The 22,236-nt window shown below is 70.8% G+C and carries 23 protein-coding genes; 3 read left to right on the forward strand and 20 right to left on the reverse strand.

Annotation, left to right across the window (positions count from 1 at the left end; genetic code table 11):
- Nucleotides 1-19 precede the first annotated feature (19 nt).
- From ACQY0Z_RS32430 to ACQY0Z_RS32450, 5 genes are all read right to left on the reverse strand, one after another.
- Entirely contained in the window at nucleotides 20-2,758 is a 2,739-nt protein-coding gene (locus tag ACQY0Z_RS32430) for a hypothetical protein (protein ID WP_439813314.1), read from the reverse strand.
- Between the two features lie 276 nt (nucleotides 2,759-3,034).
- A complete protein-coding gene (locus ACQY0Z_RS32435; protein WP_037778784.1) occupies nucleotides 3,035-5,722 on the reverse strand; it encodes an ATP-binding protein in 2,688 nt (895 codons plus the stop codon).
- Nucleotides 5,719-6,294, reverse strand: coding sequence for a hypothetical protein (locus ACQY0Z_RS32440; RefSeq protein WP_439813315.1), 576 nt, complete (start codon nucleotides 6,292-6,294; stop codon nucleotides 5,719-5,721). Before ACQY0Z_RS32440 ends, ACQY0Z_RS32435 begins: the two co-directional genes overlap by 4 nt.
- The gene (locus tag ACQY0Z_RS32445; protein WP_189891857.1) at nucleotides 6,291-6,632 is read right to left on the reverse strand and encodes a hypothetical protein; all 342 of its coding nucleotides are present in this window, start codon (nucleotides 6,630-6,632) and stop codon (nucleotides 6,291-6,293) included. Before ACQY0Z_RS32445 ends, ACQY0Z_RS32440 begins: the two co-directional genes overlap by 4 nt.
- Nucleotides 6,629-7,558, reverse strand: coding sequence for a conjugal transfer protein (locus ACQY0Z_RS32450; RefSeq protein ID WP_439813316.1), 930 nt, complete (start codon nucleotides 7,556-7,558; stop codon nucleotides 6,629-6,631). The genes ACQY0Z_RS32445 and ACQY0Z_RS32450 overlap by 4 nt, the downstream gene beginning before the upstream one ends.
- A 705-nt stretch (nucleotides 7,559-8,263) precedes the next feature.
- Between ACQY0Z_RS32450 and ACQY0Z_RS32455 the strand changes: the two genes are divergently transcribed.
- Nucleotides 8,264-9,673 carry a hypothetical protein gene (locus ACQY0Z_RS32455; protein WP_439813317.1) on the forward strand — a complete coding sequence of 470 codons (1,410 nt, stop codon included), beginning with the start codon at nucleotides 8,264-8,266 and terminating at the stop codon, nucleotides 9,671-9,673.
- A 25-nt stretch (nucleotides 9,674-9,698) separates the two neighbouring features.
- Nucleotides 9,699-11,123, forward strand: coding sequence for a hypothetical protein (locus ACQY0Z_RS32460; RefSeq protein ID WP_439813318.1), 1,425 nt, complete (start codon nucleotides 9,699-9,701; stop codon nucleotides 11,121-11,123).
- Nucleotides 11,124-11,243: 120 nt separating this feature from the next.
- Here the strand turns inward: ACQY0Z_RS32460 and ACQY0Z_RS32465 are convergent, their stop codons facing one another.
- The 4 genes from ACQY0Z_RS32465 to ACQY0Z_RS32480 form a co-directional block, all read right to left on the reverse strand.
- On the reverse strand, nucleotides 11,244-12,158 hold the full coding sequence (locus tag ACQY0Z_RS32465) for a replication-relaxation family protein (protein WP_439813319.1): 915 nt from the start codon (nucleotides 12,156-12,158) through the stop codon (nucleotides 11,244-11,246).
- Nucleotides 12,159-12,584: 426 nt separating this feature from the next.
- Nucleotides 12,585-13,289, reverse strand: a complete 705-nt coding sequence (locus ACQY0Z_RS32470; RefSeq protein ID WP_439813320.1) for a hypothetical protein — start codon at nucleotides 13,287-13,289, stop codon at nucleotides 12,585-12,587.
- Between the two features lie 125 nt (nucleotides 13,290-13,414).
- Nucleotides 13,415-13,756: a hypothetical protein gene (locus ACQY0Z_RS32475; protein ID WP_439813321.1), complete on the reverse strand. Its 342-nt coding sequence runs from the start codon at nucleotides 13,754-13,756 to the stop codon at nucleotides 13,415-13,417.
- Nucleotides 13,757-13,804: 48 nt separating this feature from the next.
- Complete coding sequence (locus tag ACQY0Z_RS32480; protein WP_439813322.1) at nucleotides 13,805-14,119, reverse strand: hypothetical protein; 315 nt, start codon at nucleotides 14,117-14,119, stop codon at nucleotides 13,805-13,807.
- 459 nt (nucleotides 14,120-14,578) lie between these two features.
- On the opposite strand from ACQY0Z_RS32480, the gene ACQY0Z_RS32485 reads away from it, so the two are divergent.
- A complete protein-coding gene (locus ACQY0Z_RS32485; RefSeq protein WP_439813323.1) occupies nucleotides 14,579-15,514 on the forward strand; it encodes a phosphotransferase family protein in 936 nt (311 codons plus the stop codon).
- Between the two features lie 234 nt (nucleotides 15,515-15,748).
- On the opposite strand, the gene ACQY0Z_RS32490 is transcribed toward ACQY0Z_RS32485, so the two are convergent.
- From ACQY0Z_RS32490 to ACQY0Z_RS32540, 11 genes are all read right to left on the reverse strand, one after another.
- Nucleotides 15,749-16,042: a hypothetical protein gene (locus ACQY0Z_RS32490; protein WP_019525438.1), complete on the reverse strand. Its 294-nt coding sequence runs from the start codon at nucleotides 16,040-16,042 to the stop codon at nucleotides 15,749-15,751.
- Between the two features lie 51 nt (nucleotides 16,043-16,093).
- Complete coding sequence (locus ACQY0Z_RS32495) at nucleotides 16,094-16,336, reverse strand: hypothetical protein (protein WP_439813324.1); 243 nt, start codon at nucleotides 16,334-16,336, stop codon at nucleotides 16,094-16,096.
- Nucleotides 16,337-16,470: 134 nt separating this feature from the next.
- Complete coding sequence (locus ACQY0Z_RS32500; protein ID WP_439813325.1) at nucleotides 16,471-16,803, reverse strand: hypothetical protein; 333 nt, start codon at nucleotides 16,801-16,803, stop codon at nucleotides 16,471-16,473.
- 14 nt (nucleotides 16,804-16,817) lie between these two features.
- The gene (locus tag ACQY0Z_RS32505) at nucleotides 16,818-17,060 is read right to left on the reverse strand and encodes a hypothetical protein (RefSeq protein ID WP_439813326.1); all 243 of its coding nucleotides are present in this window, start codon (nucleotides 17,058-17,060) and stop codon (nucleotides 16,818-16,820) included.
- Nucleotides 17,060-17,686 (reverse strand): hypothetical protein, encoded by a 627-nt coding sequence (locus ACQY0Z_RS32510; RefSeq protein ID WP_439813327.1) that lies wholly within the window; start codon nucleotides 17,684-17,686, stop codon nucleotides 17,060-17,062. Before ACQY0Z_RS32510 ends, ACQY0Z_RS32505 begins: the two co-directional genes overlap by 1 nt.
- A gap of 169 nt (nucleotides 17,687-17,855) precedes the next feature.
- On the reverse strand, nucleotides 17,856-18,062 hold the full coding sequence (locus ACQY0Z_RS32515) for a hypothetical protein (protein WP_439813328.1): 207 nt from the start codon (nucleotides 18,060-18,062) through the stop codon (nucleotides 17,856-17,858).
- Nucleotides 18,055-18,543 carry a hypothetical protein gene (locus ACQY0Z_RS32520; protein ID WP_439813329.1) on the reverse strand — a complete coding sequence of 163 codons (489 nt, stop codon included), beginning with the start codon at nucleotides 18,541-18,543 and terminating at the stop codon, nucleotides 18,055-18,057. Before ACQY0Z_RS32520 ends, ACQY0Z_RS32515 begins: the two co-directional genes overlap by 8 nt.
- 57 nt (nucleotides 18,544-18,600) lie before the next feature.
- Nucleotides 18,601-18,897, reverse strand: a complete 297-nt coding sequence (locus ACQY0Z_RS32525; protein WP_439813330.1) for a hypothetical protein — start codon at nucleotides 18,895-18,897, stop codon at nucleotides 18,601-18,603.
- A gap of 277 nt (nucleotides 18,898-19,174) precedes the next feature.
- Nucleotides 19,175-20,353 (reverse strand): DUF932 domain-containing protein, encoded by a 1,179-nt coding sequence (locus ACQY0Z_RS32530; protein ID WP_439813331.1) that lies wholly within the window; start codon nucleotides 20,351-20,353, stop codon nucleotides 19,175-19,177.
- A gap of 118 nt (nucleotides 20,354-20,471) precedes the next feature.
- Nucleotides 20,472-21,026: a hypothetical protein gene (locus ACQY0Z_RS32535; RefSeq protein ID WP_439813332.1), complete on the reverse strand. Its 555-nt coding sequence runs from the start codon at nucleotides 21,024-21,026 to the stop codon at nucleotides 20,472-20,474.
- 69 nt (nucleotides 21,027-21,095) lie between these two features.
- The gene (locus ACQY0Z_RS32540; RefSeq protein WP_215189410.1) at nucleotides 21,096-21,467 is read right to left on the reverse strand and encodes a hypothetical protein; all 372 of its coding nucleotides are present in this window, start codon (nucleotides 21,465-21,467) and stop codon (nucleotides 21,096-21,098) included.
- Nucleotides 21,468-22,236 lie beyond the last annotated feature (769 nt).

Consider the following 22,236-nt stretch of genomic DNA (forward strand, 5'->3'; position numbering starts at 1 on the left):
ACGCGGCGTCCCGGCGGCTTCACTCGTCGTCACCGTCCTCGCTTTGCCGCTGGGCCCGGTCCCGGCGCAGACGTTCGGCCTCGGGCGCCGTGCGCCGCATCAGGTCCTGCATCCGGGCCCGTGCCTCATCACGCGCCCGGTTACGGGGGCCTCCGCCCCCGGGAAGGGCAGACCCGCCGACATCGGACCGCGGCGGACCGAGAGGGGTCGCCCGGCGAGGGAGCGGCTCCGGCGGCGGAGCAGCCGCCGTACCGCCCGCCGACGGCGTGGGCCGCGCGGGGGCAGGGGCCGGACGCGCGGGGCGTCCCAAGCGGGCAGGCCGAGCGGGTGCAGCTGGGCCAGGGGTCGGAGTGGCTGCGGTGGGCAGACGGCGACCGACGAACGGACCAGGTCCACCGCTGTCATCGGTGTGCTCCCGCAGGACCCGCGCCACGTGACGCCCGGTATCTGCCCACGCACGGCCGTCCTCGCGGACGGTGTTGCCCCACACCCGCACTTGCTGGCGGGCGTCCTGGGAGTAGCGCGAGCCACCCGCCCGGGCCCGGCGGACGTTGGCCGGCAGACCGACCATCGCCCCGTATGCCGCCCGGCCGCCCCGGTTGAGGATGCGGTACCCGCGGAAACGGACCAGCCGGTTGTGGGCCCGCGTCGACAGCAGCGTGCGGTCGCTGTTCTGGTCGTGCAGCACCTGACCGGTGTTGCGGTCGACGACCTGCCCCTGCTCGTTGCGGTACCGGTCGGGCGGGCCTGAGGGCCGGCGCGGACCTGCGCCGCCGCCTGAACCACCGTCCCCGCCGCCCGACGGACCACCCGCGCCCGCGCCAGGGTCGCCGTCTGCGGTGGGCTTGCGCCACTTGGCCAGCTGATCCTTGTCCGGCCGGCGGCCGATCAGCAGCCAGTGCGCGCCCTTGGTGCCGAGCCGTGTGCCCAGCCCGCCCACGGCCGCGGCCGCGGTGAGCGGGGCCAGGCCGCGCCCGGCTTCGGCGGTGGCATCGGAGAGGATCCTGCCGGTGTCCACCGGCATGCCCGCGCCGTCGAAGAACGAGGTGAGGGCGCCCATCAGCCGCTGCCGGGTGCCGAGCATTCCGAACCTGCCGCCGCCCCCGCCGGTGAAGGCGCGCAGTCCGCCGTAGCCGCCCATTGCGGCGGGGGAGTTCATGGCGAGCGCGGCGCCGAGCTCGGAGGTGTCGCCCGGCATGTGGGTGCCGCCGACCTTGGCGTAGCGCATCCGCATCGCCATGCGCCGGCCGAAGGAGGTGATGCCGGTCAGCAGGCGGCGGTGTCCGGCCGCGCCGGCAATGGCCAGGACGTCGATGAGCAGGATCCGCTCCACCATCAACTGGGGTCCGTTAGTGATGGTGGCGTCCACGGCGATCCCGAAGAACGGGATGAACGCGCAGATCCCGACCACGGCCAGGACCGCGATCCCCCACAGGGACAGCCACCGCCACACGCTCTGCCGTGGCGGTCCCGGCAGCATGGCGGCGATGAACGTGACGCCGCCGGCGGCCGCCGCGGCCGCGCAGATGCCCTGGATGCCGAGCAGAACGATGGCGCTGGACAGCAGCATGCCGCAGATGAACAGGGCGGCGATCAGCAGCAGGAAGGCACCGCCGAGCCGCCACCAGGTGGGCTTCTCGGCGTAGACGGCGCACGACCTGCCGACCGGGCCGGCCTTCTTCATGTCGGCGAGGAACGCGGCGAACGCCTGGTCTTCGTCGGTGACGATCGCGTTCGAGGTGTCGAGGAGTTCGCCACCGGGTGTGAACTCAGGCAGCGCACCCTCGGTTCCGGTCTCCTCCTGGCCTCGCTCGCAGTAGGCCCGGCCGGGCCCTTTGAGCATGTCGCAGGGATCGTTGTCCTTGCCTGTGTCGTCATGGGCGTCGGGCTTGTATCCGCCGGTGACCCACTTCAGATGAACCGCGTAGGCCTTGCGGTCGGAGTCCTTGGCAGGGTTGAGGATGCGCCCGTACTGGAGGAGCATGTAGGGCTTGACGATCAAGGCGTTCGTGATCGAGTCCTGAAGGGGGCGGGCCACCTCTGTTGAGGAGACCGGTCCTTCCTCTTCCCGCTGCTCGCACTCGAATTCGGCGTTGCCGCTTCTGCGGGAACATGCGTCATAGCCGGCGAGCTTCCCGCCCCAGTCGTAGGAGTTGACGCTCTGCTGGGCGACCTCGGCGGCCACCTGCTGGGACTGGCCCAGAGGGCCGTTGGGGCCGAGCAGGGTGTCGGGGCGGATGAGAGCTGAGGCGGCGATCGCCCCGATGAGCAGGGTGAGGAAGATTTCGCCCAGACCGCGGCCGACCCGCCCGCGCACGATCATGAACCCGGCGAAGACGAACGCCCAGGCCAGCAGGAGACTTTTCAGCCCCAGGGTGTCGACCACCACGTTGTCGTAGGTGTCGGCGACCTTCTGCGCAGGTCGGGTGAGGATCTTGAGCAGCGGGAACCGGAAAGCGACCTCGATCACCCACCCGGCCAGACCGACCAACAGCCGGATCAGGGTGAACAGGCCGCTGAGCGCGAAGGCGAGGGCCTGCGTCTTGAAAGCGACGATGGAGCCGCCGGAAGCGTTCAGGTCGTAGCCGTCGATCGGCACACCCTCGGAGGAGGCGATGTTCAGCGGGGCGAGCAGGTCTCCGGTCTCGCTGTTGCCGCTGGCCGCGTACACGACCTGGCTGTTCACCAGGAGAAAGGTGCCGGTGAGCAGCACGACGAAGCCGGCCGAACGCAGGGTCGCGCGGTCGGGACTGAACACGTCAGCGCCGCCTTTGCCCAGCGGCGGACCGAGGCCGACACACCACCAGGGCAGCTACACCGGCCCCGGCGGTGCCCAACATCCACGCTGCACCAGTCACGTCCTGCCCTCCAGCGGACGCGGTGCTGGTGGCGAAGGCCTGTCCGGTGTGCGGCCACCAACCGTCTGGCACGCCCACCCCAAGGGCGAGGATGACCGCGCCCGCGACGACGGCGAGAACGGTGAGGACGCTAGCGGCCGCGGCGACGCGCCGGGCGCGGTTCCAGGAAGACGTGGTCATCGGACGTACTCCTTCGGATGGCCATCCACGGCCTCACCAGCACCGGTTACGGAAGGCGGGGCAGCGCTCGTGCGGCGTCCTGGCGTGGTGGTGATGGAGGTGGTGATGCGTGGGATGCGGGGGATGGAGACCTTGATCCGGCCGGTGTTCTGACGCGGGCAGGTCAGCAGGAACTCGCCCTCTCGCCCCTTCTGGCCGACGGGGGACAGGCCGGTGGTCACCAGCCGCACCAGTGCGTCGTCGTTGGGATCGAGCCCGACGAACTCCAGGCCGCGGCGGGCTCGTTCGCGGTCGGTGGTGCGGGCGAGCGCGCGGTAGGCCATGAGGCCGCGGTCCGGGCCGAGTTCCTCGGCGTCGTGCGAGCCCGCCAGGAGCCCGGCGCCGTGCTTGCGGCCGTCGTGGAGGATCTCGTGGACCAGGGCGGTGCCCTCGGCAGAGGAGGTCAGCCAGTACAACTCGTCCAGGACCACCTGGGTGAACCGCTCGGGGTCCTCGAAGGCGGTCTGTCGGGCGATCGCGGCGATCAGGTAGAGCACCGCGCGGCCGATCAGCGCCTCCAGCGGCTGCTGGTGCAGGACCTCCGGCTTGTCGAACGCTGCCTTGGGAGGCAGTTTCAGCCCGGTCGTGGTGATCACGATCATGTCGGTGGTGCTGGAGGCGTCCAGCCGCACCGGCGGCAGCGTCGGGTCGAAGACCATCCGGGCCAGGGAGTTGCTGGCGACGACGCGGATGAGTCCGGCGAGGGTCGAGGCCGAGTCCTTCCGCTTGCCCACCTCGTGCGTGGCCATCTCCTCGAGGACCTCAAGGACGCGGTGCATGGACGGCTCCGGGCCGGCGGCTGCCTGCTCGACGGCGTGGTGGAGGACCTCGCCGTTGGTGCTCATCGGACCAATGCCGAGCTGCAGGGTGAGGTAGGACAGGGCGTAGTGCCGTCCTTCGGGCCCGCTGAACATGCGCAGCGGGTCGATGGAGACCTCGGCCTGGGCGGCGTCGATGATCTGGGCCCGGCCCTTGGCCGCGCTGCGGGCGAAGGTGGCCCACTCACGGACCGGAGTGCGGTCGATGCAGATTGCGCAGCCGCCGCGCGCCCACACCGCCTCTGCGATCAGCTTCTGCAGCACGCTCTTGCCCGCGCCGAGATCCCCGACGATCCCCATCGACGCGGACGCGTCGACCTTGGGCGCGTCCGCCACGTTGATCATGACGGGGCGGGTGGTACCGCAGTCCAGGTCGATGCCGAGGAACATCCCGTTGGGGTCGCCGACCTGAGCGGTGGTGAAGGCCCCGGAAAGCGCCCAGTCCTCACTGATCTGGTGCTGGGTGAACTCCCGCACCACGCCGGGCCGTACGGTGCCGGGCAGGCCGAGGGTGAACAGAGCTTCCTGCAGGCCGGCCGGGCGCACGGCGCGGTAGTCGGCTCCGCCGAGCAGTGCGGCCAGGGCGCGGGCCCGGGCGTCGCAGACGGCCGCCGTCGGCCCCCACACCGTCAGCACGGTCACCGACTGCACCTCAACCTCGACCGACGTGCGCGACAGGCGGGCATCCAGCTCGCCCAAGTCGCGGGCGGCCTCGGTCAGCGAGGCCGGCATGCCAGTCGGGCGGGCGTCGTACTGGTCGGCCTGGTCGATCAGTTCGTTCTTCTTGCACCGCACCTGATCGCGGGCCTTCTCCGCGGGCACCAGCGTGAGGTCGACCGTGTAGTCGACGGGAAAGTCGAGCAGCTCCAGCTGGGCGAACAGGTCCGCGGCGTCCTGGCTGACCGCGGGCGGGCACTCGGCCAGCGCCAACTGCGCCTGATAGCCCACCCCGGTGTCGGACTCGACCTGCAGCCAGCGCCGCCCCAGCGGCGAGCCGGTGTTCACCCGCCACCAGGCCTTGCGTCCCGACCGGGTGATCCGGCCCGCGGTCTTCAGCTCGTCGACGTCGTCGAGCTCGGGGTCGATGCCTCCCTCCTGCAGGCGGACCTGGCCAAGGTCGGCGTAGCTGGGGGAGCGCAGCACGCCGTCCCGGATCTGCCCGCCGTACAACTCGCTGGTCTCGGCCTCGGCAAGCAGGGGCTCGGCAAGACCGCGGTGGAGCGCGTGCTGGATCATCCACACGATCTCCGCCGGACGGGCGGGGCGGAAGGCGATGCCGCCGGCGAGCGCGGCTTCCACCCGGGAGGCCTGCTCGCGGTAGGCGGTCACCTCACGCCGGGCCACCGGTGCCGGGCGCATGCCCAGCATCGGCGCTATCTCTGCCCACGCCGCGCCGAGTTGCGCGGAGACCTGCAGGCCGCCGGTCTCGGTCTGCAGGGGCACGGCCAGCCACAGGGTGCGGCGGTGCATCTCCTGGTCGTCCAGCAACTCCAGGGTGGCCTCGACGTTCTCCACCCACGGGTGCCGACCCGCACCGGGTGCCGGCTCGGCCGGCTCAATGCCCTCGATCATCTTGAGGGCGATCTCACCCGGATCGACCTGCGCGCACAGCCCGAACAGCCGCGGTGCCCCGGACAGCGACCGCACCAAGTGCGTGATTTTGGCGAGCTGTTCGTCGCGGACGGCGGCGGGCACGTACGTGCCCTGGACGGTCTCCTCACGCTGGCCCTGCGCGTCCGGGCCAGGGTGCAGGCGGTAGACGGCCCACACGCTGCCGTGCGTCGACCACACGAGGTGCCCGGCGATGTGACGGATTGGAACCCTCACCGCGCACCCCCCTGCTGGGCGAGCGCGAGCAGCTGCTGCACACCAGAGACCGGCCCCGCCGGCATGACAGGAGCAATCGGCTCCGTGGGCCGGCGCGCGGACGAGCGACCGGCGGCCGACCGCGCAAGCGGCGCTCGAGAGGCAGCACTTTGGCGAGCCACAGGGGAGGGTGTGGCCTTCGGGTCCAGCCCTGGCGCGCCCTCGACCGTGAAGCCGCCGAGGAGAGGTCGGGCAACTCGGTCGCGGGCGGCCCGCCCACCGATCCGCCCTCCTCGCGGCTGCCAGGCGAGCAGCACCCAGCCCAACGCGGCCTGCATCGGCGCACGGCCCCGGATCTTCGGCCGACGTACCGCCCAGATCGCCAGCAGCCACGCGACGATGGGGACCGGGCCCATCCACGACCACCAGCTGATGGTCTTGATCAGGAGGAAACCGCCGCCGACGGCGACCGCGATCTGCGCGGGCGTGTAGGGGCCGAGCGGGATCTTCCAGTCGGCGACCTTGCCCAGCACCCATGGGTGGCGTCGGGCGGCGGTGTAGAAGCGGCCCACCCGCGCCGCTGCCGCGGTCACAGCCAGCCCCCGACGCCCCGCGAGTGGTCACGAGAGGACGGGAGTTCGGACTGAACGACGCCGGGGACGACGGGTGCGCCCTTGGCCGGGTTCTTCACCTCGTCCTCGAACATGTTCGCGAGACTCTCGCGGGAGTTGTACAGCCCAAGCGCGATGATCATCAGCAGCAGGGCGCCGATCCCCGCCTTGAGACTGAACTTCTGGATCATGATGACGACGACGAGGCAGACGAGACCGGCCTGCAGACCCTTGGTCGCCCACTCCTTGAACATGTTGATCCACGAGTCGCCGAGGTCGTTGAGCTGCCCGGCGAGCACCAGGCTGTGCATCGTGTTCACCGGACACCCCCGCCCTGAGTCCCGGACTGAAGCGCCGCGACTTCCCACCGGCCGGAGCGGGCCTTGAGCGTGAGCTCGTACGCCAGCGGCCACCGACCACCGGCGTCCCGGGCTTCCACCCGGACGAGGACCCGCACCGCCGTGCCGTCGGCCGGCACCTTCTCGGCGGCCGCGTCTTCCTCGACCGCGGACACCTGCTCGACGGAGACCGCCGTGTATGGGGCGGGGGAGACGGCCGACATCTGCACACCGGGCGCGAGGTAGCGGTCGACCTCGCCGGCACCGGTCAGGTAGGCGGCGAGGAACTCCCCTACGGCTGAGGACAGCTCACCCTCCGGGACGTTCACGCCGTACGGCGACTTCGGCACCTCGGCCCGGCCCGGGCCGGCCACCACGCCGGGCGCACGGGGCACCGTGAACGAGGCACCCGAGGCGTCGGCGGCCACCGGCACCGTGTAGTAGCGCACCGTTCCGTTGGCGTACTGCGCAGCCACCGTCACCGACCACGCGCCGTCCGCGCGCTGCGCACTGCGCACCGCGGTCACGGACGCAGGCGACGACTGCGCACCCGCTGCCGGGTTGGGCAGCTCGACGTCCGGCGCCATCGACTGCGCAAGCCGCGCCTGCGCAGTCGTCGCGTCATCGGCGCTGCTGCGCAGCCACGCGCTGACGAACAACTGCGCATAGCCGGCCGGGTTGGCGGCGGCCGCCGCGGTGCGCACGGCGGTGGGCTTGGCCGGAGTAGCCGCCTCGACTGTGGTCGGGGTGGAGGCGACGGCGACGGCCAGGGCGACGGGGCCGGCCGCGATGACCGTCCAGACCGCCAAGCGCGAGAGCCGGACGCGGCGCCGCATCGCCTCCAACCGGGCGCCACCCGCCATCGGAGCAGCAGCCTCGCTCTGTGAGGCCTGCTTGCCAGGAGACATGGTCAAACTCCCAGGTCAGAACGTGTGATTACTGACCTTGAGAAAACCCGCCGACCCCGACCCGACCACCAACCACGAGACCCCGACCACGGTCACGATGGGGACACGAAGCCCGTGGTCGGGGCCATGGTCGGCCCAACCACAGACCCGACCATGGACCCAACCTGGGTCTGTGGGCGCTCACCGCGTCATCCGCCGGCACCCCACCGACGGATGCGCTGGCACCCGTCTGCCGCACCCCGGCCGGCGCCGTACGCGAGCGCGCAGAAGGACACCACCAGACCCGCGGGGGCAGCCTGCGCATCGGCACACCCGACCCTGCGCAACAGGACATCGGGATCCGCGGGCCGTACTGCGCACCCGCGGCACACAACCCGACTGCGCACGACCCTCGATCGGTTGCGCAGGCCCATTGCGCAACGCCCACGAAGGCTGCGCAATCGGGGCTGCGCAACGACTGCGCACCGTGCTGGCACGGCGTGGTCGGCCCGACCACGACCCCGACCACGGCAGCTAGAAGGCTGCGTTGCCGGATCGTGACCGATGGTCGGGGCTCATGGCCGTCAGCCTGGTCGGGGCCGGCGGATGAGCTGACGGCATGGAACGCACGTACGCCTCCGCCTTCGCGCCCACCGGCCGCCCCACCCCGGCGGGCACGGTGCGCTGCCGTGGCCACCGCACGCGGCCTGCGTACCGGACGGCGCGATGAGCGGCTTCGGATCCGGGGTCCGCCGCGGCGTGATGGCGGCCGATCAGTTCACGCAGATCGCCAACGGGTTGTTCCGCGACAGCCGCATCTCGTACCGAGCCAAGGGCCTCTTCGGCTACATCAGCACCCACCGCAACGGATGGCTGGTGACCATCGCCGCCCTCGTCGCCCTGGGCCCCGACGGGCGGGACGCGGTGCGGGCAGGACTGAACGAGCTGGAGAAGTTCGGTTACCTGGTCCGCGATCGCGTGCGCCGCCCCAACGGCACCCTCGGAGAGATCGTCTACAGCATCACCGACCGTCCCGCCGCTCCGGACGTTCCCCCGATCGACCCAGCATCCACCTTCCGGGAAGCCAGCAGCGACACCGACTTCGGCGCGGGCATCCGCCGCGGGGTGATGGCCGGAGACCAGTTCACGCAGATCGCCAACGCGCTGTTCAGGGACAGCCGGATCTCCTTCAAGGCGAAGGGACTGTTCGGCTACATCAGCACCCACCGGGACGGCTGGCAGATCACCGTCGCCAACCTGGCGCGACACGGCCGCGAACGCGTCGACGCGGTGACCACCGGCCTGGAGGAACTGGAGCACCACGGATTCCTGCTGCGCGACCGGGACCGCAACCCCGACGGCACGCTCGGGCAGGCCCTGTACTTCATCACCGACCTGCCCGCCCTGCAAAATCCCAGCTCACAGCCAGAGTCGGGTTATCCAGGATTGGCTGAGCCAGTGTTGGCTGATCCCGGCACTAAGAACACCATCGTTAAGAAGACCAACAAGCAGAAGACCAACCCCCTCCGTCCGTGCGATCGCGGCGACGCGGCGCGCACGAACGCACGGACGGCCCCCTCGCACGCGACAACATCGCCGAAGCCACCGCCTCCGGCGGACGAGATGCACGCGGGGATCCGGCTGCTGCTGGACATCGGGGCGAGCCGTCCCGAACTGCTGCTGACCGGGCCGGCACTGACTGATCAAGGCCGCGTGGCGACCGTGATGCTGGAGGCCGGCTGGAGTCCCGAGCAGCTGCGCCACGTCATCACCGACCGGCCGCTGCCGAACCCGGTGCGCACCTCGATCGGCGCGATCATCGCCGCCCGGCTCCGCGCCGCCCAGGCCTACCCGCCGCCCGCCAGCGTCGCCCGCCCCGCCGCGGCCCCGCTGGACGAACCGTTTGTGGACGCGACCAGGTCATCGACAGCGGCCGCCGCCCGCTCCGTGACCCAAGCCCTCACCTACCGGGCCCTCGTCGAGTGCGCCGGCTGCGGCGTGCCCGCCACCGCCCCCGGCGAAGACCTCTGCCCCACCTGCCTCGGCTGGCCGCTGTGCCGCACCTGCCCCGGCCCGACTCGCAAGCGAGCCCACCCCGACGGCGACGGCCGCTGCACGACGTGCGCCTCCGCCTGACCGACCAACCGGAAGGAAGCAGCCCGTGACCGACATCCGCCGCACACCATCGCCATCCGGGTTCGCGCAGCACCTGCACCCCTTCGCGGCTGCCCCGGGCCGGTGGGAGGCGGAACACGCACGCGCCCCGCGAACCGGCCACGTCCGCGACCACACCTGCACAGCCGAGTGCGAACCCGTGCTCGTCTACGAGCGCACCCGGTGGGGCTGGCTCGCCTGGACGGTCCCGGGCGACGGTACACGGCCTGAACTCCCCCACCAGATCGGAGTCCTCACCCCATCGGCCACACCCACGCAGCGCATGGCCCTGCGCTGGCTGACCAGGCGCCCCGCCCGGCGCATCGGCCTGGCCCTCGGCATCCGCGCCTCGCTGCGCTTCGGCACCGTCGCGGTCGCGTTCTTCAGCCTGGTCGCCGGCCTGTTCGCCATGGCCGATGGCATCCCCGCCGACGTCGCCCTGCCAGCGATCTTGCTCGCCGAACACCTGCCGGCCACGCTGGACGCCCGGGCCCGCGAACACGTCCGCAGCGTCGAAGGAGCCAGCGCCTGCCGCTACATCCGGCGCCTCGCCGCCCCGCACACCTGCCTCATCCAGGCCGCCGCCGGCAGCGACCGCTACGAACTGCGCCGGTCGGCCGAGATCGGCCAGCACCTGCTGTGGGACGCCGCCGACATGCTGCAGACGCAAGACACACGCTCGGCCTCATGCGCACTCATCACCTGCGAACGGCTGATGCTCCAGCTCGCCGACCAGGTCGCCCAGATTCTCAAGCACGCACCTGCCCAGGCCCGGCCGGACCACGCCGACCAGGCCCCCAAGGCGGGGCGGCCGCCTGGCGCCCGATCGACGACACGGCCAGCACCTCAGCACACGCCCGGCACCTCACCACCGGAGGGAGCACTCGTCATGTCCAAGCCCAACACCGCTGCCCGCACCTCAGCCGTCTACCTGCTCTTCGCACACGAGCCCTACTACCCCGGCCCCGGAACCCAGGAGATCAACACCACCGTCGTCGCCGCCGATTCACTGCTCCACCCGCAGGTGCTCCAGCCCGACGGCACCCGGATCCACGCCCTGCTCACCCAGGGACGGCGGCCGGGCGAGATCATCCCGCTGGCCTCCCTCACCCACGAACTGAACGGCGGCGCCGACTGGCCTACAGTCGGAGACTGGGAGAGCGTCACCGTCGACCTGGTGCACCTTGTGCAGAAACAGAGGTGCGACGCCCTCAGCCTCGGACTCCCCGAAGTCGCCCGGGCCCTGATCTGCACCGGCCCCGAAAGCCACGTGCGCGCCTTCGACGCTGCAGCAGGGGAGTTCACCGTCTACGGACCGGACGACCGCACCAAGGTCCTGACCGAGGTCGGCACGTACCTCACCGGCCTCGCGGCCGAGCGACCCTTCTGGCCGGGCGACGGACTCCTGCCGCCGCTGTGCCAGAGCGTCTGACAGCAAGTGGGAGCAGCACGCTGATCAAGCGATCACGATGTTTCAGGAATACGTCTGACGCCCCAGGACCGGTGTCCTGGGGCGTCAGGCTGATCCGCACTTAACGCTTGCGCCGGCGGCTCACAGATCCGTCCACGGGCGAGTCCTGCCGCCGGCCAGAGGCAGCCACACGTCCTGGGAGGGACCGTGCTGCTCCAGGTCTTCAAGCACGGCGGCTCCCAGCCGGACTTCCCGGGCGAGGGCCGCCACGAGCGGGTGCTGGGCGACCATTGCCTGCAGATCGCTCATCCGATTCTCCAGCCTGGCCCGGGAGGCGCCGGTGAGCACGAAGAGCACACGTGGAAAGACCGGATACCAGCGCAGCCAGGCGGGACCTGCGGTGGCCTGCCTCCGTCGGCCGACGGGCTGGGCCTCGTACTGGAACAGGCGGGCGTATTCGATCAGCTTCACGGCCAGTCGCTCACTGCTCATGGTGCTGCGATCGACTTCCACGAACGCGCGCAGCTTTCGCCGGTGTTCGCTCTCGACGACCGTGTAGTACATCACCGCGTCGGCCACGATCCGCTCGCCCTCGCCGATGGAGTGGGACACCTCAGGGGTCCAGTCCCATGGACCGTGCTCGTGCCCGAGCCGGCGGGCGTCTGCGGCGAAAGCAAGGTGAGCGCGAACGACAGCGAGTGTATGCGGGGTCTTCAGAGACGCTGCCGCGGTCGAGGTGATGGGGTAGGGCGGCCGCCCCCGCAGGACGGGCAGGTTACGGGTCAGCCGGGCGCCTTCCTGCGTGAGGTACCAGGCGTTGGTACGGGTCCGGTTCGCGTCCGGCAGCACCGTGCAGTCGACGAAGCCGTCGGAGCGCAGCCTGTTCAGAACACGGGACATCAGCTGTCGCGTGCCGTCCGGGCGCAGCATCCGGCGCAACTGGCTGGTGGTGGCGATGCGGTGCTGGGCGAGCCCCGCCAGCACTTGGTGGGCCAAGGGCTCAGCGGGGCTGGGGGCCGGTTTCGTCGCCGGAGTGCTCCGTGCGGCGCTGCTCATGAGACGTTTCCTTCCGCGGCCGTGGCGGTCTCCGGCGGAGACCTTCCGGTTGCTGCTTCAGGAAACCCGCAGGCCCCGACCAGACCCCCGACCAGGAAGCCCCGACCATGGTCACGAAGTCGAAACAGCCTCGCGCTCTGCGTCTTTGCTGACGTCCATGGCCCCGACCACGGGACGGGCCCGCGCGCCAGAGCAGCTTGCTCCTGCCGGGGAGTTCGACAGCTTTACGGCAAGGGGCTGTGGGTGAACCAGGAAGAGGGCGGCCCCATGAGAAGTTCGGCGATGGCCGGTCCGCAGCAGACGGGGGCTGCTGCGGGGCGTGGTGGCGAGTCACGCCATGCCGGCCATCGTGCGACACCCGGCCCGCAAGGGACCAACGACCCGTAACCGGATGCCGCGTCTATGGGGCGGTGGGCGAAGGGGCGCTCACCGCCGGTTTCTGCCCCGGGGTTGGGCGGCCTGCTCGAGGATGCGCCGGCGCGTCCACCGTCGGCGCCCGCCCTTCTCCGTGAGAGCGTCGGGGGTTTCCAGCAGGGGCAGATTGCCCTGGGACAGGCTGCTGGAGAAGGAGTTGACGCTTTTGAACCCCAGCAGTGCCGCGGCCTGAGTTGCTCCGAGGAGCTCGTCGGGGTCGCCGTCGACAGGGACGTCGGGCAGTGCGGGGGCAGTGCGCTTCGCGCCGGCGTGCTTGCCGCGGCCCGGCCGGGTGGCCATCCAGTCCAGCAGGGTCTGCACGCGCCACAGCTGTCGGCGGTAGGGGTTTTCGGCGGTGCCCAGCTCTTCGACGACGTCCGGGTCGGGGAAGTACCCGGGGTGGTCGCGGACGAAGGTGGTGACCTGGTTGGGATTCTTGTAGCCCAGGAACCTCGAGGCCTCGGCGGCGTTCAGCAGGTCCTGCGGGTCACGGGCGGGCGGTGTGTGCTCGCGCAGGCGTGCCGGCGGGCGGTTCGCGAACCACTCGCTGACTTTCGCGTGGTCCCACAGGCGGGCGCGGCCGCGCATGTCGGCGATTTCGGGGAAGCCGTTCTTGGCGCGGTCGTTGTAGAGGCCGCTGATCCGCGCGGGCGTCAGGCCCTGTTCAGCCGCGATCTCGGCAGCGTCGGCCAGGCGAGGCTCACGGCGCGAGGTCATGGCAGAGGTGTCCATCCTGTCGGAGGTGAGCCGGCCTGCCCGGCTCACAACTCACATAATGGCAGGAGTTTGGGGTGGGGGTCTAGTACGCTGCCCAGGTTTTCCCGGCCGGCGCGAGGAAAAAGTCATTCCTCCGGGATCAGGCACACACCGCGGCGAGCCGCGTCCTGGGCCATCTCCGAGTAGGCCAGGGCCGCCGGAGTCATCTCCCACTCGGCCAGGGCGAGCAGCAGGACCAGCTCGTCGCGGTCCTGGGACGCATCGCACGGCATGCCGGCCGCGGTCGCGGCCGCCACCAGATCCCCGCCGGACAGCCCGGCGAAGCGAGCCGCCACCGTGTCGCGCAGGTCTGCACAACCCTGCTGGTACAGCTCACTCGCTTCGCGCAGGAGCAGCACCAGATCCTCGTCGCGGGTGGCTGGTGCGGCCGCGGCGAGGTCGAGGAGGCGCTGGGTGGTCGTCGTCATCATCAGCAGTATGCCTTTCAAGAAAGATCAGCGACGTGTGGGCCATCTTCAGAGCGGAGCGGCACAGCAATCGCACGGCGATCGTCGTGTCCGCCGGGCCAGGTCGGGCTCCTTGCGGGGCTCCTCCTCCAAGGCCGCGCGGACCTGCTCCTCGAGGGCGGTGAACTCCGGGCCGTCGTCGGAGCAGACCACGCTGGGGTCGGGTGCTCCGCAGGCCGCGGTGTGCCGGATCAGATCGGTGATGCGCCAGTCAGCGCGGAAGCTGTCGCCTCGGACCTGTTCGACCTCGGCGTACAGGGCGGCCAGCCGCGGCCGTCGGCCGATGGAGAGCAGCACGTCGTGGCGGGGGAGGCGAAGACGCACAGCGACACGAGCAGCGGGAGGTTCCGCCCCAGTCGCCCGCACCGGGTGCCCGAATCGTACGTCCAGCAGTACGGCACCGGCGCGTCGGTGTGCCATTCCTTGACCGCATCGGTCGACCAGTCCTTGACGGGCAGCCACTCGTCGACGACACGCGCATTGTTGGCCTGCACCGTACGGAACGCCGCCTGCTGGCGGAGCGCAATACTCGATTCTGCCGGATGGTCTCCAGGCGGAGATACGGACAGTGAGTGACCGTCGTGGGACTTAGCGATAGTGATAGGGGCTCTTTGAAATTCCCCACCCCTCGCTATGGGTGCGGCCAGATCTGCTCGCCCAACTTCCCCACCCGCCACCTGCACGCTGACTCGCGGACAGGCCCGTAAGGGTTCGCGTGTGCCGCCGTCCGAATGATGAGGTGACACGGTGACCAATCATGATAAGCCAGCGACTGTCCGACCGTTGACACTGGCCTGGGTGCGCCGGCACCTGGAGGCCGGCGAGCGGATCGTCGGAGCCGAGGCGCTGCACGGCGGCGCCGCCGCCGACATGCGGAGGCTGACCATCGGCACGCGGGACGGAGGCATCCGGCACCTGGTGCTGCGCTCCTTCGTCGGCCCGACCCGGCAGGGGCCGGCCGAGGACCTCCTGCACAGGGAGACCGACGCCCTGACCACGCTCACCGGCACCGGCGTGCCGGCTCCCGGACTCGTCGCCGTCGACCCAACCGCCGCGCACTGCGAGTACCCCTCGCTCCTCATGACCCACCTGCCGGGCCGGACGGTCCTCGACGACGAGGGGCTGGAGACGCGCCTGCCCCTGCTGGCCCGTCAACTCGTGGCGGTCCACGCGGTGCGGCCGGCCGACCGGCCCCGGGAGTACGTGGCGCTGACGACCGCCGACACGGTCGTGCCCCCCGAGGGCGCCGCCGCCGCAGTCTGGGCCGCCGCCATCGACGTGATCCGCAAGCCCGCGCCACGCTACGAAGGACGGTTCCTACACCGGGACTTCCAGCCCACCAACGTGCTGTTTGACCTGCCGCCCGAGGACCCGGCTGGCGCCGTCGGTGCCCGGATCACCGGCGTCGTCGACTGGGCGGCGGCCTCCTGGGGCCCGGCGGACCTCGACGTGGCGCACTGTTCCACCAATCTCGCGCTGCTGCATGGCCCGGCGTGGGGCCTGCGCTTCACCGAGGCGTACCAGGAGGCCGGCGGGAGGCTGGCCGCGGCCGCGGACGAGCGGCTGTATTGGCAGGTGCGGGAGCCACTAGCGTTCTCGGAGGAAGTGCAGTCGGTGGCGCAGCCGTGGCGGGAGGCAGGACGGACCGAGCTGACGACACGAGCCGTGGAGGAGCGGCTGGATGCCTATGTCACCTCCCTGATGGACGCGCTGGGCTGAGCCAAGGCGGTCCGGCGCGCGGCGTGGCGGCGTCTTCACTCCTTCGGGAGGGTGGTGGGCGCCCGGCTCGGGCGGCGCGGGCGCGTCCTGGTCGCGGGGCTCGGCGTCTCGGAGGAAGTCCTCGGCGGTGTAGCCGGTGTCGCACGTCGGCTTACAGAACTGGCCCGGTGCTGCGCCGCACGTCTCGCACCAGTCGTCGAAGTCTTCGGGGCGCCACGGCCCGCAGCGGGCCGGTCACGCGGGGAACGCCCGGATGTGGTTGACGACCGCCCGGGCGGACAGGACCGGAGACCGGTGCATTGGCTCGGTGCACTGGGCCTGCCAGATACTTGCGGGCCGGGACGGGGTGATCTGGTTGCTGGTGGCCGGGCTGATGCTCCACTCGCGGCCGTGCGCGTCGGTGGCGGTGTAGGTCAGGAACTCGGGCTTGTCCTGGCGGCCGTTGTCCATCCAGGAAAGGCCGGCGGCCGTGAGGGCGCGGCCCAGCTGGGCGCAGCGCTCGCGGGTGATGTGACCGAAGGTGGCCAATGCGCGGTCCCTTCTGTGACTGGCGGCGGTGTGAGGCGGGCGGGCGGCGGGTCAGGTGCGGCCGGACGGCTGAGGCTTGCGGTAGCGGTACAGGAAGCGCGCGGCCCATTTCCGGCTGGCGAATTCGGGGATCCCGCCACCGCTGCCCGGGCGGTTGCCCGGATACTCGGCGACCCACTGGCACACTTCCGGGTCGTGCCAGACGACGCCGTAACTGGTGCTCGGGTCCTGGCGGTCGAGGACCTGGTAGCCGTACGAACCGGTGTTGCGGGGGAACGTGAACTCCTCGGGCATCGCGGCCCTTTCGGTCGGCGCTTGGGTGCGGGAGGGGGCGGTGTGGGGGAGAAAACCCCCTCCCACAACATCCATAATAGTGTGATCTAGGGTGGCGTGAACCCGCCCCTGACCTGCGGCTTTTGAGGCCGAGATCAACGCATGAGCATGCGGGGACCGGCGGTGACCGCGTCGGGCGGCTGGTGGTCGCGGTAGTCCGCGACCTTCACGTACCCGCCCGGCATCGTGTCCAGCCGCAGACCGGGCCCCCAGTCGTCGGTCACGTCCTCGGGGAGGTTCTCGACGTCGTCCGCCTCGACCTGCTCGGCCCAGCCGGTCACTTCGCGGCCGAGGGCCCGCCGCCACGCCAGCAGGACGGGGAAGAGCTGGCCGCAGTCGTCGACCAGGGCGACGGCGCGGGCCTCGTTCGGGCCCGGGCACTCGGCGTAAGTGGGCGTCTCGGGGCGGGTGCGCTCTCCAAGGGTCATCAACCAGCGCATCGTCACGACATCTCCAGTTCCAGGCGCGCCGCGTGCGGGGCAGCGTGCGCGGACGGTTGCGGACGGCGGGCCGGGCGCCGTGAGCGCTGCTGGGCACGCAGGGAGTCGGCTTCGGCCTGGGCGCGGCGGGTGTGCTCGTGTTCTCTGGCGGCCGCGGTGAGGCAGTACGGGGCCCACCACTGCTTCACGGCGACGGTGCGGGCCAGCGAGTTGGGGAGTACCGAGTAGGGGAGGTCGGCCAGCATCAGCAGCAGGACCGGGTGCGGGGAAGCGAGGAACCAGCGGGCGACGGTTCACCAGGCGGCCACGGCGGCGCGCCGCGCGGGGTGGGCTGCGAGTGCCTCCCGCTCCAAGCGGGCGGCTTCGGCCTGGTGGTGGGCTGCCGACCAGGTGAGGAAGCGCAGCAGGGCGGCAGTGTCCCGCTGCGCCGGGAGACGTCCAGGATCACGGGCAGGTCGTCGCGCTGTGCGACATGGGCGGCGCAGGCGCGCAGGACGGCGGTGAGCGTCGCTGCCGTTTTCTCGGGCGGCTCGTGTCCGTCGGCGGACGTCATCGGGTACACGCTGACCTGGGGGCGGTCGGCGTAGTCGTCGGGGTAGAGGGTCAGGCTGCCGTGGTAGCGGGTGCGGCTGCGGGTGAGCCGCGGTAGGGCGTCGTCGGGGGCGGTGGTCTGGTAGGCGTTGACGGGGCCGAGGCAGGCGCGTACGGCGGTGAACTGGTCCCAGTGGTGGGGGTGGTGGGTGCCGGTGACGTGCACGCTGCCGCGCATCGCCCCGCCCAGCTCGAAGACGACGGCGTCGTCCTGGCGGGGGCCGGCGGTGGCGCGCACGGTGCCGGCGGGCGTGTCGACGGTCAGGCTCGGGCTGGTCATGGGCTGCGGCTCCTCGGCGGTTCGGTTCGGTGAGCGGGGGCCTGCCGCCCCGCGCTCGCCGAAGGGGAGGGCGCGGGCGGCGGGGCGGCAGGTCTTCGGCCAGTGGCGCTCTGGCCGGGGCGGGCCGTCCGCCGCCGGGGGGACGGGGGCGGCGGACGGCGTCTGTGGGCTACTCCTGCGGCGGCTTGTGGCGGCGCAGGTTGTCCCGCTCGGTCAGGGACACTTCCTTTCCGCACGGGCATTCGCCGTAGCGGCGGCCGTGCAGGTGGAAGAACTTCGGTCCGGTGCTCTTGGCGTTGACGGTGCGGATGGTGCCGGGGACCGGGGTGGTGTTGGTGCAGTAGCCGTTGGCGGTGACGGGGGGCGTGTCAGCCACGGGGGCCCTCCTCGTCGGTGTCGGTGATCTGGGGCAGGACCGGCGCGTCGTAGACCTCCCCCCGTACGGCGGGGACACCGGGGCAGGGGGTGACGGCCCGCTGGAGCTCGGCGGTGTCCATGGGGTGCAGCCATCCGCCGCGTACGGTCCAGCCGCACGCACGGGGATGTGGCTCGGCGGCCGTGGTGGCGACCAGGACGGCGCCGCGTACGGTGCTGCCTTCCAGAGCGAACACCAGCAGCGTGCGCAGCGCCGCGTAGTCGTCCTCGTTCAGCACGGTCAGGCGCACCGGATCGGTGCCGGTGGAGAGGTCGGCCTGCCCCCGGACGAACGTGTCGTCGGTGCGCTCGGCCACCAGGTTCAGCGTGTGCTCTCCGTCCCCGAGCGCCAGGATGACCAGGGCGAGCGCGGTCAGGGCGCGGCTCATGGCGGCCGCGATGGCGGCATCGGCAGGGCGTATGAGTTCCGGGCGTGCGGGCATGATGCGGCTCCTCACGGATCGGTGGCCGACGTGCTGCGGGCTTCTTGGCGGGGCCGGTCAGTACAGACCGCCGATGGCTTCGGCGACGGCCCGGCCGATGCGCGCGAGGTCGGCGCTGGAGTCGTAGGGCAGGTGGGTGCTGTCTCCTGCGGAGTCGTTGCGCAGGTAGAGGTGTCCGGCCTCGCACACACCGACGGTGAACGGGATGCGGTCGGGGCTGCGCAGGTGCCCGGTGGTCCCCCACGGGCCGGGCAGCGCGGTCCACTGGTCTCCCAGGAACTCAAGGGCGGCGCGCGCCACGGTGTAGGGCGTGTGCGGCTGCTCCCTCGGCTGTTCGAAGAAACTCCTGGCCATGAACGGTGGCTTCCTCTCTAGTTCCCCCCGCAGCGGGGTGCTCCGGGCTGCGCCCGGAGCCAGGGGCCGGCGGTGCTGCGCGCCGCCGGGGTGGGGTCCCCTGCGCTGCGCTGCGGGGACTGGTGGCGTGCGGGCTGCTGCGCAGCCGCGCACGGGCGGACACGGCTGCGCGCTCCCCTGTCGGGCGGGAGCGCTGTGCGCTGTGGTGGTGTGGGGCCCGCGCGGGCCGGGGGAGGGGAGGGCGAGAAGATCCCCGGCCCGCGCGGGGGTCGTGGGGTTAGCCGTGCGCGGCGGCGGCCGTGAGGGCCGGGAGCGCGAGCGCTTCGAGGGCGGCGGCCTGGTCGGCGTCGGTGAGGGTCTGCGCGGTGGAGGTGACGGCGTTCATCACGCCCCCGGCCGTCATCTGACCGCCCCGGATGAAGTGAGAAAGGATCATGTCCTTGGCCTCGGTGCCGATGCTGAGCGACTTGGCGACGTGTTCGATCGTCTTCGTCGGCTCGGCCAGCGCCTTACCGGCGGCGGCCTCCACCTGGCGCACCTTGGCCTCGACGTACTCACGCGACAGGAACGTACGCACTGCGTCGGCGGTCTTGGACGTGATCAGCTCCAGCGTCTTGCGCTGGGTCTGCCCGGACCAGGACACAACGCCCTCGTCGTGCTTGCCTCCGAGGTGCACGGCGCGCATGACGTCCTTGGTCTCGGTCAGGCCGTTGCGGCAGACCTGGATGACAGCGCGCGGGGTGATGGTGTACGCCCCCGAACCGACTTCGCTGTTGCTGATGACGAACCCGGCGGAGATCACGGGCAGTTCGTCACCGCTGCGGCCGTCGAACGGGGAGCGGTAGCCGCGCAGCAGGTCGGGGGCCTGGATGGCGACGGCCTCGGACTCGACGCGCACGTACATGCGCCGGTCGGTCAGGTCGCACCCCGTCACGCGGGTGGGGTGGCCGGACTGCTTCACCCCGTCAAGGGCGGCGAGCAGCATGTCGAAGTTGTCCATTAGCTTGTAGCTGTCGGACAGCAGCGCGCGGGCCACGCCCTCGGCTGGCGGCATGCCGGGGCCGTTCTCGCCCCGGAACGCGCGGAGCATGAAACGGCGCTGCGGCTCCTCACGCAGCCACGCGTTCACGTTCTCGTCCAGCAGCGGGACGTTTTCGGCGCGCATGCGGCGCAGGTAGGCGAGCGGAATACGGAGCTTCTCCGCGATCCCCTCGTCGGCAACGGCGGTGGGCCGGTAGATGCCGTCGACGTCCGTGACACCGTCCTCGGTGATCAGGGACTCGACTCCCTCGACGTGCACGTTGCCCTCACGGAACCGCAGCGCGGACGCGGGGGTGATCACGTCCAGCTTGCGCCGGTTCTGGTCCTCCAGGATGCGGACCAGGTCGGCGAGTTCAGCGTTTCGGGCACCGGTAGGGGCAACGTTCGTGGCGCGTTCGGCGAACTGCTGAGTCATGCGGTGTTCTCCCCTTCGTGTTGGCTTCTGCGGTTCGGGGGGCGGGGCCACCGCCCCCCGAACAAATTCAATAATAGTGTGTTTCAGGGGTGGGTGAACCCACCCCTGACCAGCACACTCAGCCCATGCGGTACTCAGGCAACGGCGTCAGACTCGTCCTGCGCACGTTCGTGACCTTCGGCACCGGTGTGACACCGTGCATCTCACACAGGTCGTAGCGCAGCTCCGGGGCCTCGCCCAACGGGCGCGCGTGGGCGTGAATCGCGCTCACCCAAAAGGTACCGTGACGCTGCGTCACGCTGCCGTGATAGTCGACCTTCTGCCACAGCACCGGCCCGGCGTGCTGCGGGTCCAAACTCCGGGCGACGGCGACAACCATCGGGTCGGCCATTCGCGCGACCCTCAGCAAGACGAACGCGCGCGCCACTGTGACGCGGTCGACCGGCACATCCGCCAGGGCCGGACCCGTGTGCCCGCTGCGCACACCCATTGCCCAACCCAGCTCGAAGAACGGCCGGACCATCTCCAACTGCTCCTGCGGCACCCGCTGCGCCTCCGGGTCACCCGCACGGCGCGCCAGCCCCCGCAGCGCATAAGCGGCCTGCTCCTGCTCCGCCACCGTGAGCGGCGCTCCGGCCTCCTCGGCATGCTCCGCGATCCGCGTGCTCTCCATGACGTCCCTTCCCCTCGTGCTGCTGCCGGATAAAAAGGGGGCGTCCCGGACGGGACGCCCCCAGGCGGACTACTTCAGGAATCCGCGCGACCGGAGGAACTCGGCCGTGATGTGCGCGATGCCCTGCGGCTTGTAGATCTGGGGGAATCGCCGCATTTCCACTTCGGTGCGCCCGTTGTCGTCCGGCTCCGGGAGTTCGTGAACGAGCCGGTAAGGACGGTCACCCGTCGGTATTTCCAGCACCACCGGGCCAACCTTGGTGTCGAACCGAATTCCGGTGTAATTCGCGTCGGAGTTGTGCACGATGTTCGCGCCCACCCGCTGAACGAGCAAGGGCAGGAAGTTCGCGACCGTACGGGCTTGAATTGCAAGGCCGGTCATGGGTGCATCCTTACCGCCGTGCACTCGGCGGACGATTCCGTCAGAGATCTGGATCTCCATGCCTTCCCCTTCGTTGGACTTCTGCGGTTCCCGGGGGTCGCCTCCCCCAGGACTTCAAATAATAGTGGATGTGGCGCTTGATGGGAAGACCTGTTGCACCCCGTGTCGCGTACAGCGTTGCGCCTAATGTTGCGTCAGGTGTTGCGCCGGAGGTTGCGCGGCCTGATGGCCGGCTTCTACGTCATCCCAGGTCAACTGCTCTGCAGGCGCGTGGTCAGCCTGCTGACATCCCCTCTGCTGCCACTTTTCCGGTACCGGTTGAAGGAGAGTGAGGAATGGGGGGCGGGTGTGGTCGAGCGTCGGCGTCGGGGATCGGGAGCAGCCTCGTGGCTGTTGCGCGTCGGCTCCGCCGCCGCGCTTGGCTGGAGGCTGGCAGGCCCTTGGGTTGGGGTCCGTGGGGGATGGTGGGTGGGGTTGTTGGCGGGGTTTGGAGTTGGGGGGTCTCCGCACTCTGGGGGCTGTGGTTATGGGTTGTCGTGTATTTTGCGGCGGGGGTGTTCTGGGCTTTGGTAGGGGAATTGAGGGGAGGTCAGTTCGGTTTATGAGTTGGAGGGTTCCGAGGAATCTGAATCCTGTATCGGTGTTGGATTTTCTGAGGGGGTGTATGTTTCCCTTACGTTCATTTCTAGCCGACCCGCTCCATTCAGCTGCCGCCTGCAGGAATTCGCGGAGCGAATTCCTGCCCGGAATTGCGGAGCAATTCCGGGCCCCGGAACGGAGTGACGGGGCATCAACTTTCCTGCGGAGCAGGAAAGTTGGCCGCCGTCGT

The sequence above is a fragment of the Streptomyces sp. P9-2 genome, assembly GCF_051903975.1.
Classification (GTDB): domain Bacteria; phylum Actinomycetota; class Actinomycetes; order Streptomycetales; family Streptomycetaceae; genus Streptomyces; species Streptomyces cellulosae.

Excerpts from the sequence above, each read along its gene's own strand:
- ACQY0Z_RS32450 (WP_439813316.1), bottom strand. The coding sequence starts at position 7,558 with ATGTCTCCTGGCAAGCAGGCCTCACAGAGCGAGGCTGCTGCTCCGATG.
- ACQY0Z_RS32455 (WP_439813317.1), top strand. The coding sequence starts at position 8,264 with ATGAGCGGCTTCGGATCCGGGGTCCGCCGCGGCGTGATGGCGGCCGAT.
- ACQY0Z_RS32465 (WP_439813319.1), bottom strand. The coding sequence starts at position 12,158 with ATGAGCAGCGCCGCACGGAGCACTCCGGCGACGAAACCGGCCCCCAGC.
- ACQY0Z_RS32470 (WP_439813320.1), bottom strand. The coding sequence starts at position 13,289 with ATGACCTCGCGCCGTGAGCCTCGCCTGGCCGACGCTGCCGAGATCGCG.
- ACQY0Z_RS32475 (WP_439813321.1), bottom strand. The coding sequence starts at position 13,756 with ATGACGACGACCACCCAGCGCCTCCTCGACCTCGCCGCGGCCGCACCA.
- ACQY0Z_RS32495 (WP_439813324.1), bottom strand. The coding sequence starts at position 16,336 with ATGCCCGAGGAGTTCACGTTCCCCCGCAACACCGGTTCGTACGGCTAC.
- ACQY0Z_RS32500 (WP_439813325.1), bottom strand. The coding sequence starts at position 16,803 with ATGACCCTTGGAGAGCGCACCCGCCCCGAGACGCCCACTTACGCCGAG.
- ACQY0Z_RS32505 (WP_439813326.1), bottom strand. The coding sequence starts at position 17,060 with ATGCTGGCCGACCTCCCCTACTCGGTACTCCCCAACTCGCTGGCCCGC.
- ACQY0Z_RS32510 (WP_439813327.1), bottom strand. The coding sequence starts at position 17,686 with ATGACCAGCCCGAGCCTGACCGTCGACACGCCCGCCGGCACCGTGCGC.
- ACQY0Z_RS32520 (WP_439813329.1), bottom strand. The coding sequence starts at position 18,543 with ATGCCCGCACGCCCGGAACTCATACGCCCTGCCGATGCCGCCATCGCG.
- ACQY0Z_RS32525 (WP_439813330.1), bottom strand. The coding sequence starts at position 18,897 with ATGGCCAGGAGTTTCTTCGAACAGCCGAGGGAGCAGCCGCACACGCCC.
- ACQY0Z_RS32530 (WP_439813331.1), bottom strand. The coding sequence starts at position 20,353 with ATGACTCAGCAGTTCGCCGAACGCGCCACGAACGTTGCCCCTACCGGT.
- ACQY0Z_RS32535 (WP_439813332.1), bottom strand. The coding sequence starts at position 21,026 with ATGGAGAGCACGCGGATCGCGGAGCATGCCGAGGAGGCCGGAGCGCCG.
- ACQY0Z_RS32540 (WP_215189410.1), bottom strand. The coding sequence starts at position 21,467 with ATGGAGATCCAGATCTCTGACGGAATCGTCCGCCGAGTGCACGGCGGT.